Origin of the sequence: Actinomadura soli, from assembly GCF_005889715.1 — a bacterium.
Taxonomy (GTDB): Bacteria; Actinomycetota; Actinomycetes; order Streptosporangiales; family Streptosporangiaceae; genus Spirillospora; species Spirillospora soli.
In genome coordinates, this window is record NZ_VCKW01000032.1 from 38679 (window position 1) to 47805 (window position 9127).

Here is a 9127-nt window from a genome sequence, read left to right on the forward strand (position 1 = left end):
GGACGGGCCGACGCGATGAAGGCCGTCCGCGCGGGCCGAGGGCCTCGCAGGCAGCACCCAGAAGCACGCGTCGAACGCCGCGGCGAGAAAGCGCCCGATCAAGGAGACCGACCCCAGTGAAGACCGATGTCGAGGAGCTGACCCCCACGCGGGTCAAGCTCACCGTCGAGGTTCCGTTCGACGAGCTCAAGCCGAACCTCGACAAGGCGTACAAGGAGATCTCGCAGCAGGTGCGGATCAAGGGCTTCCGGCCCGGCAAGGTCCCCGCCCCGCTGATCGACAAGTACGTCGGCCGGGGCGCGGTGCTGCAGGAGGCGGTCAACGACGCGCTCCCCGGGCTGTACGGCCGCGCCGTCGAGGAGTCCGAGCTCTTCGTGCTCGGGCAGCCCGAGGTCGAGGTGACCGAGCTGGAGGACGGCACCCAGTTCGCGTTCACCGCCGAGGTCGACATCCGGCCGAAGTTCGAGGTGCCCGACTACGACGGCCTCGAGGTCGTCGTGGACGACGCCGAGGTGACCGACGAGCAGGTCGAGGAGACCCTCGGCAACCTGCGCGAGCGGTTCGCGTCGCTGACCACCGCCGAGCGGGCCGTCGAGGAGGGCGACTTCGCCACCGTCGACCTGGTCGCGCGGATCGACGGCGAGGAGGTCGAGGACGCGTCCACGTCCGGCTACTCCTACGAGGTCGGCAGCAAGTCGGCCGTCGAGGGCCTCGACGACGCGCTCATCGGCCTCGCCGCGGGCGAGGAGGCCACCTTCACCGGCGCCCTGACCGGCGGCGAGCGCGCCGGCGAGGAGGCCGAGATCACGGCCACCGTGCAGAGCGTCAAGATCAAGAACCTGCCGGATCTGGACGACGAGTTCGCCCAGCTGGCCAGCGAGTTCGACACGATCGACGAGCTCCGCGACGACGTCCGGACGCGGCTCGGCCGGCAGGTGAAGGCGCAGCAGCTGTCCGACGCGCGCGACAAGGCCCTCGAAGCGCTGCTGGAGAAGGTCGACATCCCGCTCCCCGACGCGGTCGTGGACGAGGAGGTCGGCCGCCGCAACCAGCAGCTTGAGCAGCAGCTCCAGATGGCCGGCATGACCAAGGAGGACTACCTCAAGGACGAGGAGAAGTCCGAGGAGGAGTTCGACACCGAGGTCGCCGACGCCGCCCGGCTCGCGGTGAAGGGCGGCTTCGTCCTCGACCAGCTCGCCGTCCAGGAGGAGCTGAACGTCGAGAACGAGGAGCTCAGCGAGTACGTCGTCACGCAGGCCATGCAGATGGGCGTGCAGCCGCAGCAGCTCGCCCAGTACCTCACCGAGAACAACCAGCTCCCGGCGATCGTCTCGGAGGTGCTGCGCAGCAAGGCGCTGAACCTCGTCGTCGAGCACGTCACCGTCAAGGACGAGTCGGGCAACGTCATCGACGTCGAGGCCGTCCAGCGCGAGCTGAACGGCGAGACCGCCGACGCCGAGACCGAGACCGCCGAAACCGAGACCGCCGAGACCGAGACCGAGACCGCCGAGACCGCCGAGACCGCCGAGGCCACCGACCAGGCCGAAGAAACCGAGCAGGCGGAGGCGGAGACCGAGGAGACGGCCGAAGGCGCGGCTGAGGCCGCCGCTGACGAGTCCCCGGCCGCCGAGCCGGAGAGCGCCCAGGACAAGTCCTCCTAGGACCTTCTGGACGTTCTGCACCGCACAGGACACGCCCCGCATCCGGACACCGGGTGCGGGGCGTGCCGCGTATTCCCGTGACACGCCCGGTCGCCAGCGGGTACGCCCCTGGCGAAAAGCCGCCCTCACGGGCTTAAGCGGGCCCGTGAGCGCGTTAATGTCCAATCATCCGAACCGATAAAAGGACCGGAGGAACACCGGTGAGCATGCCTCCGACTTTCGACGAGTCGTCGCGGATCCAGGCGCGGGTCGCCGAGGCGCCCATGTTGGCTCTGGGCGACCAGCTGTTCCAGCGGCTGCTCCGCGAACGGATCGTCTTCCTCGGCCAGCAGGTCGACGACGACATCGCCAACCGCATCAGCGCGGAGCTGCTGCTCCTGTCGGCCGAGGACGGCCGCCGCGACATCACGCTCTACATCAACTCGCCAGGTGGCTCCGTCACCGCCGGCATGGCGATCTACGACATCATGCAGTACGTCCCGAACGACATCGTCACGGTCGGCATGGGCCTCGCCGCGTCGATGGGCCAGTTCCTGCTGTGCGCGGGGACGCGCGGCAAGCGCTACGCCCTGCCGCACGCGCGCATCATGATGCACCAGCCGTCCGGCGGCATCGGCGGCACCGCCTCCGACATCAAGATCCAGGCGGAGCAGATGCTGTACGTCAAGCGGACGCTCGCCGAGAAGATCGCCGAGCACACCGGCCAGGAGCTCGACCAGATCGAGCGCGACTCCGACCGCGACCGCTGGTTCACCGCCGACGAGGCCAAGGACTACGGGCTGGTGGACCACGTGGTGCTCAGCGCCACCCAGGTGCCCTCCCAGGGCACGGTCTCCTGACGACCCGACCTGATCATTAATCGGAGGCACACAGTGAGCGACCTCATCCGACCCGGCTTCACCGATCTGGTCCCGGGCGTCCAGCCGGGCGGATCCCCCGCGCCGGTCGAGAGCCGGTACATCATTCCGTCGTTCGTCGAGCGCACCACGTACGGGGTCAAGGAGATGAACCCGTACAACAAGCTGTTCGAGGAGCGGATCATCTTCCTCGGGATCCAGATCGACGACGCGTCCGCCAACGACGTGATGGCCCAGCTGATCACGCTGGAGTCGATCGACCCCGACCGCGACATCAGCATCTACATCAACTCGCCGGGCGGGTCGTTCACCGCCATGACGGCGATCTACGACACGATGCAGTTCGTCAAGCCGGACATCCAGACGGTCTGCATCGGCCAGGCCGCGTCCGCCGCGGCGGTGCTGCTCGCCGCCGGGACGCCGGGCAAGCGCGCCGCGCTGCCCAACGCGCGGATGCTGATCCACCAGCCCGCGACCGAGGGCACCTACGGCCAGTCCAGCGACATCGAGATCCAGGCGCGCGAGATCATGCGGATCCGGGAGCTGCTGGAGACGATCCTGGCCGAGCACAGCGGCAAGACCATCGAGCAGGTCCGCCGCGACATCGAGCGCGACAAGATCCTCACGGCGGACGAGGCGAAGGACTACGGTCTCATCGACGACGTCTTCGCCAGCAGGAAGCGCAAGGCCGAGGTAGTGTCGTCCTGAGACGGCACGAGGACGAGGGAGACCCCCAAGCCCGGTCGTCACACTTCCGGGCGAGGGGCTTCCCAAGTCCGTTGGAGGCGGTAACGTCGAAACCAACGTCGAGAGCCCTCGGGACGCAACCGAGCTGCGCCGCAAACTGCATGGCGGTCGGCCCCACGAAAAGGAGACAGTTGGGTGGCACGCATCGGCGACGGCGGTGACCTGCTGAAGTGCTCGTTCTGCGGAAAGAGCCAGAAGCAGGTCAAAAAGCTCATCGCGGGTCCGGGCGTGTACATCTGCGACGAGTGCATCGATCTCTGCAACGAGATCATCGAGGAGGAGCTCTCCGAGACCTCCGACCTCAAGTGGGACAACCTGCCCAAACCGCGGGAGATCTACGAGTTCCTCGACTCCTACGTGATCGGGCAGGACACGGCGAAGAAGGCGCTGTCCGTCGCCGTCTACAACCACTACAAGCGGATCCAGTCGGGCGACACCGGCCGGGAGGACCCGGTCGAGATCGGCAAGTCGAACATCCTGCTGCTCGGCCCGACGGGATCCGGTAAGACGCTGCTCGCGCAGACTCTCGCCAAACTCCTCAACGTCCCGTTCGCGATCGCGGACGCCACGGCGCTGACGGAGGCCGGATACGTCGGGGAGGACGTCGAGAACATCCTCCTCAAGCTCATCCAGGCGGCCGACTACGACGTCAAGAAGGCCGAGACCGGGATCATCTACATCGACGAGGTCGACAAGGTCGCCCGCAAGAGCGAGAACCCGTCGATCACCCGGGACGTGTCGGGCGAGGGCGTCCAGCAGGCGCTGCTGAAGATCCTGGAGGGCACCACCGCGAGCGTCCCGCCGCAGGGCGGACGCAAGCACCCGCACCAGGAGTTCATCCAGATCGACACCACCAACGTGCTGTTCATCTGCGGCGGCGCGTTCGCCGGCCTGGAGAAGATCGTCGAGTCGCGGGTCGGGAAGCAGGGCATGGGCTTCGGCGCCCAGATCCGCTCCAAGTCCGACTTCGACGAGTCGTCCGCCGTGCTCGGCGACGTCATGCCGGAGGACCTGCTGAAGTTCGGCATGATCCCCGAGTTCATCGGCCGGCTCCCGATCATGACGTCGGTGCACAACCTCGACCGCGAGGCCCTCATCAACATCCTCACCGAGCCGAAGAACGCGCTGGTCCGCCAGTACCACCGCCTCTTCGAGCTCGACGGCGTCGACCTGGAGTTCACCGACGACGCGCTGGAGGCCATCGCAGACCAGGCCATCCTGCGCGGCACGGGCGCCCGCGGCCTCCGCGCCATCATGGAGGAGGTCCTGCTGTCGGTGATGTACGAGGTGCCGAGCCGCCAGGACGTCGCGCGCGTGGTCATCACCCGCGAGGCCGTCCTGGAGCACGTCAACCCGACCCTCGTCCCGCGCGACCGCCCGAAGCGCGAGCCACGGGAGAAGTCGGCTTAGCAGACGCTGGAACGCCCCCGGCCCTAAGGTCGGGGGCGTTCGGCGTTCAGCGGCGGGTCAGTGGCGCGTGGTGGATTCGCCGAGACCGGCTTCGCGGGCCACGACGATAGCCTGGGCGCGGTCGGCGACGTGGAGCTTCATGAAGATGTTCGAGACGTGGTTGCGGACCGTTTTCTGGCTGAGGAACAGCGTCCCGGCGATGTCGGCGTTGCTGCGGCCCTGCGCGATCAGCCCCAGGACCTCCCGCTCCCGCTCGGTGAGCTCGGGGAACGCGGCGCGGCGCGGGTCGGGCATGTCGGTGAAGTACGTGAGCACGCGGCGGGCGATCTCGGGGCCGTAGATGGCCTCCCCGGCCGCGACGGCCCGGACCGCGCGGGCGATCTCCTCGGCGCCGGACTCCTTCAGCAGGTAGCCGCGGGCGCCGGCGCGCATCGCCGCGAAGACGGAGTCGTCGTCGCGGAACATCGTCAGCACCAGCACGCCGATGCGCGGGCTCGTCCGGGTGATGGTGCGGGTGGCCTCGATGCCGTTGCCGCCGGGCATGTGCAGGTCCATGACGACGACGTCCGGCTGCAGCTCCGCGGCCAGCCGGACCGCGTCCGGCCCGTTCTCCGCCTCGCCGACGACGTCCACGCCCAGCGCCTGCAGCAGGCCCTTCAGGCCCTGCCTGAACACCGGGTGGTCGTCGGTGATGAGGACCCGGATCGTCTCCGACATCTACGCCCCGCCCCTTCCCATGGAAGGACGATGGTACCCGGCGGCCGCCGCCGCGGCGGCGAGCGGGAGATGGGCGGTGACGACGGTCCCGCCGCCGTTCCGCGACGTGATCGCGCAGCTGCCGCCGATCTCCGCGGCCCACTCCTTCATCGCCGCCATGCCGCGCCGCCTCGCCTGGCCGCCGTTGCGGGACGAGTCGGGCAGGCCGGGGCCGGTGTCGGCCACCATCAGGTGCAGCTCGGCGTCCCGCGTCAGCCGGACCGTCGTGGTGCTCTCGGGCGCGTGCAGCCGGACGTTCGTCAGCGCCTCCTGGGCGATGCGGTACGCCGCGACCTCCACGGCCGCGGGCAGCTCCAGGTGCTGGCCGTCGAAGCGGACGTCCACCCGTTCGCAGCAGCCCTCGGCGAACGACTCGATGGCCGCGACGAGCCCGAGGTCGTCGAGGGCGGGCGGGCGCAGCCCGTGCGCCAGGTCGCGGATCTCGCCGACGGTCGTCGCCAGCCGGTCCCGGACGTCGGCGAGCAGCGGATCGGCACGTTCCGGTTCGCAGGCGAGCGTGATGCGCGCCGCGTCCAGCGACATGGCGAGGCTGGCGAGCGTCGGCCCGAGCCCGTCGTGCAGGTCGTGCCGCAGCCGGCGGCGCTCCTCCTCGCGGCTGGCGAGGATCCGCTCCCGCGAACGCTGCAGGTCGGCGGTGAGGCGACGGAGGTGCGGGATGGTCGCGGCACGCGCCGCCACGGCCCCCGCGGTGAACGCGCCGGCCAGCACGGCTGCACGTGCCAGTACCGTTCGCATCCCGTCCCTCCTTTCGCCTCGCCGTTTCGGGTGTTCCCCGCAACCCTTTCCGGCGGGGCGACCCGGTGTCAGGTGACCTGTGTCCCGACCGCGGCGGGAAACGCCCTGCGGCCACGGGCCGGCCGCCTCCCCGGTCCCCGTAGAATCGTCAGCCGTGACACAGCCCAGCACTCAGCGCGGCCAGGGGGCCGCCGCAGACGTCGACCTGCCCACCCAGTACCGACCGGCGGACGTGGAAGGCCGCCTCTACGACCGGTGGGTATCGGCGGGGCTGTTCACCGCGGGGCAGGACGGCCCCCCGTTCTCGATCGTGATCCCGCCGCCGAACGTCACCGGCTCGCTGCACATGGGGCACGCGCTCGACCACTCCATCCAGGACACCCTCGTCCGGCGGCGCCGCATGCAGGGGCACGCGACGGTCTGGGTGCCCGGCATGGACCACGCGGGCATCGCCACCCAGAACGTGGTGGAGCGCGAGCTGGCCAAGGAGGGCCTGTCGCGGCACGACCTCGGACGCGAGGCGTTCGTCGAGCGGGTGTGGCAGTGGAAGGCGGAGTCCGGCGGCCGGATCCTCGGCCAGATGCGGCGCCTCGGCGACGGCGTCGACTGGACGCGCGAGGCGTTCACGATGGACGACGACCGTGCCAGGGCCGTCCGGACGATCTTCAAGCGGCTGTTCGACGACGGGCTCATCCACCGCGCGGAGCGCATCATCAACTGGTGCCCGCGCTGCCTGACGGCCCTGTCCGACATCGAGGTCGAGCACGAGGACGTCGACGGCGAGCTGGTCTCCATCCGCTACGGGTCGGACGACCAGGAGGGTGACGACGCGATCGTCGTCGCGACGACGCGGGCGGAGACGATGCTCGGCGACGCCGCCGTCGCCGTCCATCCGGGGGACCCCCGGTACGCGCACATGGTCGGCCGGGAGATCGAGCTTCCGCTGACCGGCCGCCGTATCCCCGTCGTGGCCGACGAGCACGTCGACCCCGAGTTCGGAACGGGCGCCGTGAAGGTGACCCCGGCGCACGACCCGAACGACTTCGAGATCGGGCGGCGCCACGCGCTGGCGTCCCTGCCGGTCATGGACGAGCGCGGCGTCGTCACCGCGTCCGGGCCGTTCGAGGGCCTCGACCGGTTCGAGGCGCGCCCGGCGGTCGTGGCCGCGCTGCGCGAGCAGGGCCGGATCGTCAAGGAGGTCCGCCCGTACAAGCACTCGGTCGGCCACTGCCAGCGCTGCGCCACGGTCGTCGAGCCGCGCGTGTCGCTGCAGTGGTTCGTGAAGGTCGAGTCGCTGGCGCGGGAGGCGGGCGACGCCGTCCGCGACGGCCGGGTCAAGATCCACCCGCCGGAGATGGCGGCCCGCTACTTCGAGTGGGTCGACAACATGCACGACTGGTGCATCAGCCGGCAGCTGTGGTGGGGGCACCGCATCCCCGTCTGGTACGGGCCGGACGGCGAGGTCGTCTGCCCGGGCCCGGACGAGGAGCCGCCCGCCGGCTGGACGCAGGACACCGACGTCCTCGACACCTGGTTCTCCTCGGCGCTGTGGCCGTTCTCCACGCTCGGCTGGCCCGACGAGACCGACGACCTGAAGCGGTTCTACCCGACGTCCGTGCTGGTCACCGGGTACGACATCCTGTTCTTCTGGGTCGCCAGGATGATGATGTTCGGGCTGTATGCGATGGACGGCGTCCAGCCGTTCGACACGATCGCCCTGCACGGGATGGTCCGCGACCAGTACGGCAAGAAGATGTCCAAGTCGTTCGGGAACGTCATCGACCCGCTCGACTGGATCGACGAGTACGGCGCGGACGCGACCCGGTTCACGCTGCTGCGCGGCGCGAACCCGGGCGGCGACGTCCCGGTGGCGGAGCAGTGGGCGCAGGGGTCGCGCAACTTCTGCAACAAGCTGTGGAACGCGACGCGGTTCGCGCTCATCAACGGCGCGCACGTCCGCGGCGAGATGCCCGAGAAAGTGACGACCGTGGACGCCTGGGTCCTGTCCCGCCTCCAGACGGTCATCGCCGAGGTGGACGTCCACCTGGAGTCCTACGACTTCGCGAAGGCGTGCGAGGCGCTCTACCACTTCGCGTGGGACGAGGTCTGCGACTGGTACGTCGAGCTGGCCAAGGTCCAGCTGGCCGACGACCGGGCCGAGGCGACGCGCCGCGTGCTCGGCGAGGTGCTCGACAAGCTGCTGCGGCTGCTGCACCCGGTGATCCCCTTCGTGACCGAGGAGCTGTGGACGGCTCTATGCATGACACCGTCCGAACCCACCTCCGGCGGCGAGACGATCGTCACCGCGCCGTGGCCGTCCGCCGAGCCCGGACGGGCCGACAAGGACGCCGAGGCGCTCGTCGAGTCGCTGCAGCGGCTTGTCACGGAGGTCCGGCGGTTCCGCGCCGACCAGGGTCTCAAGCCGGGCCAGAAGGTCGCGGCGGCGCTGGAGTGGAGCGGCTCGCCGCTCGCGGCGCACGAGGAGGGCGTCCGCGCGCTCCTGCGCCTCACCGAGCCGGGTGAGGGCTTCGCGGCGACCGCGTCGCTGCCCGTCGAGGACGTGGTCGTCCGGCTCGACACGGCGGGCGCGATCGACGTCGCCGCCGAGCGCAGGCGGCTGGAGAAGGACCTCGCCGCCGCCCGCAAGGAGGTGGAGCAGGTCGGCCGGAAGCTCGGCAACGAGGCGTTCATGGCGAAGGCGCCGGAGGCGGTCGTCGCCAAGAACCGGGACCGGCTCGCGCAGGCCGAGGCGGACATCAGGCGCCTGGAGTCGCAGCTGACCGCGCTGCCCGCGGGCTGACCCGGCAGCCGAACCATCCATCGGGAGTGCCATGGCCGAATCACCCGCTCGGTCCGACAGGCCGGACTCCTCGTCCGGCGATGACCTGAACGCGCCCCCGGTCGCCGGGGAGGGCGATCCGCCGGACGAGGAGTCCGGCC

General features: G+C 70.1%; 7 protein-coding genes. 5 read left to right on the forward strand and 2 right to left on the reverse strand.

Translation table 11 applies throughout. The features are described from left to right. Positions 1–116: 116 nt before the first annotated feature. From tig to clpX, 4 genes are all read left to right on the forward strand, one after another. The gene (tig, locus tag ETD83_RS08915; RefSeq protein ID WP_138644590.1) at positions 117–1661 is read left to right on the forward strand and encodes a trigger factor; all 1545 of its coding nucleotides are present in this window, start codon (positions 117–119) and stop codon (positions 1659–1661) included. A gap of 206 nt (positions 1662–1867) precedes the next feature. After that, entirely contained in the window at positions 1868–2500 is a 633-nt protein-coding gene (locus tag ETD83_RS08920) for a ClpP family protease (RefSeq protein WP_138644596.1), read from the forward strand. 66 nt (positions 2501–2566) lie between these two features. Then, positions 2567–3226 carry an ATP-dependent Clp protease proteolytic subunit gene (locus ETD83_RS08925; protein ID WP_138644597.1) on the forward strand — a complete coding sequence of 220 codons (660 nt, stop codon included), beginning with the start codon at positions 2567–2569 and terminating at the stop codon, positions 3224–3226. Between the two features lie 174 nt (positions 3227–3400). Next, the gene (gene clpX, locus ETD83_RS08930; protein WP_138644591.1) at positions 3401–4675 is read left to right on the forward strand and encodes an ATP-dependent Clp protease ATP-binding subunit ClpX; all 1275 of its coding nucleotides are present in this window, start codon (positions 3401–3403) and stop codon (positions 4673–4675) included. Positions 4676–4732: 57 nt separating this feature from the next. Here the strand turns inward: clpX and ETD83_RS08935 are convergent, their stop codons facing one another. Both ETD83_RS08935 and ETD83_RS08940 read right to left on the reverse strand, forming a co-directional pair. Beyond that, positions 4733–5392, reverse strand: a complete 660-nt coding sequence (locus ETD83_RS08935) for a response regulator transcription factor (RefSeq protein ID WP_138644592.1) — start codon at positions 5390–5392, stop codon at positions 4733–4735. Continuing rightward, on the reverse strand, positions 5393–6187 hold the full coding sequence (locus ETD83_RS08940; protein ID WP_138644593.1) for a sensor histidine kinase: 795 nt from the start codon (positions 6185–6187) through the stop codon (positions 5393–5395). Between the two features lie 154 nt (positions 6188–6341). Here ETD83_RS08940 and ETD83_RS08945 point away from each other — a divergent pair, with 154 nt between their 5' ends. Then, the gene (locus tag ETD83_RS08945; protein WP_138644594.1) at positions 6342–8987 is read left to right on the forward strand and encodes a valine--tRNA ligase; all 2646 of its coding nucleotides are present in this window, start codon (positions 6342–6344) and stop codon (positions 8985–8987) included. The last annotated feature ends 140 nt before the right edge of the window (positions 8988–9127 follow it).